At 74.7% G+C, this 1,625-nt stretch carries 2 protein-coding genes; both read left to right on the top strand.

The genetic code is table 11. The features are described from left to right. Positions 1–793 (top strand): methionyl-tRNA formyltransferase (locus ACXAID_RS28015; RefSeq protein WP_475025423.1); only part of this gene is annotated, 793 nt, incomplete at its 5' end. Beyond that, positions 790–1,625: transcription antitermination factor NusB (locus tag ACXAID_RS28010; RefSeq protein ID WP_475025422.1), on the top strand; the 836-nt coding region annotated here is incomplete at its 3' end. The genes ACXAID_RS28015 and ACXAID_RS28010, both read left to right, overlap by 4 nt.

Genomic DNA, 1,625 nt, shown 5'->3' with positions numbered 1-1,625 from the left:
GTCGCCGGTGGCGCAGCTGGCCGCCGAGCACGGCATCCCGATCCTGCGGCCCGCCAAGCCGAATTCCGCGGAGTTCGTCGCCGAGCTCGCCGCGCTGGCCCCCGACTGCTGCGCGGTCGTCGCCTACGGTGCGCTGCTGGGCGAGCCGCTGCTCGCGGTGCCCACCCACGGATGGGTGAACCTGCACTTCTCGATCCTGCCCGCCTGGCGTGGGGCGGCCCCGGTTCAGGCGGCGCTGGCCGCCGGCGACACGGTCACCGGTGCGACGACGTTCCAGATCGAGCCGAGCCTGGATTCGGGCCCGGTCTTCGGGGTCGTCACCGAGACCATCCGGCCCACCGACACTGCCGGGGAGCTGCTCGAGCGGCTGTCGATGTCGGGCGCCGGACTGCTCGAGGCGACGATGGACGGCATCGCCGAAGGCAAGGTGACCGCGGTACCGCAACCCGCCGAGGGGGTCAGCGTCGCGCCGAAGGTGACGGTGGAGGACGCCCGCATCCGCTGGGATCTGCCGGCCCACGTCGTCGACCGGCGGATCCGCGCGGTCACCCCGAACCCCGGTGCCTGGACGATGATCGGCGACCTGCGGGTCAAGGTCGGGCCGGTGACCCCCGCCGAGCCGGACACCGTGCTGGAGCCGGGCGCGATCCAGGCGGACAAGCGTCACGTCCTGATCGGCACCGGGTCGGTGCCGGTGCTGCTGGGGACCGTCCAGCCCCCGGGCAAGAAGCCGATGAACGCCGCCGACTGGGCCCGCGGCGCCCGCCTCGACGAGTACGGATCGGCCCGATGAGCGGCGCACCACGCAGAGCCAGGCGCACGCCGCTGGACCCGGCCCGGCGCGCCGCGTTCGACGTCCTGCGCGCGGTGTCCACCCGCGACGCCTACGCCAACCTCGCACTGCCGGCCGTCCTGCGGGACCGCGGCATCAGCGGGCTCGACGCCGCGTTCGCCACCGAACTGACCTACGGAACCTGCCGGACCCGCGGGCTGCTGGACGCGATCATCGCCGCGGCCGCCGGTCGGCCGGTGGAGCGCATCGACCCGGTGCTGCTGGATCTGCTGCGGCTGGGTGCCTACCAGCTATTGCGGACCCGGGTCGGCGACCACGCCGCGGTGTCGACGACCGTCGAGCAGGCGGGAATCGAATTCGACACGGCCCGAGCCGGGTTCGTCAACGGGGTGCTGCGCACCATCGCCCGCCGGGACGAGTCCGCCTGGGTCGCCGAGTTGGCCCCCGCCGCCGCCTCGGATCCGGTGGGGCACCTGGCGTTCACCCACGCCCACCCCCGGTGGATCGCCCAGGCTTTCGCCGATGCGCTGGGTGCCCGCGCCGGCGAACTGGGCGCGCTGCTGGCCAGTGACGACTCCCGTCCGGAGGTCCATCTTGCGGCCCGGCCGGGCAGGCTGACCGCGGCCGAACTCGCCGAGCAGACCGGTGGCCGGGTCGGGCGCCTGTCCCCGTATGCGGTCCACCTCGGTGACGGCGATCCCGGCGCGCTGGCCCCGGTGCGTGACGGCGCGGCGCTGGTGCAGGACGAGGGCAGCCAGCTCGTGGCCCGCGCGCTGACCGTGGCCCCGGTCGACGGAACCGACGGCGGGCGCTGGTTGGACCTGTGCGCCGG

Source organism: Mycobacterium sp. ABE4_509 (assembly GCF_056160785.1).
The sequence above is the reverse complement of the archived record's forward strand: the minus strand, read 5'-3'. Positions and strand labels throughout refer to the sequence as shown.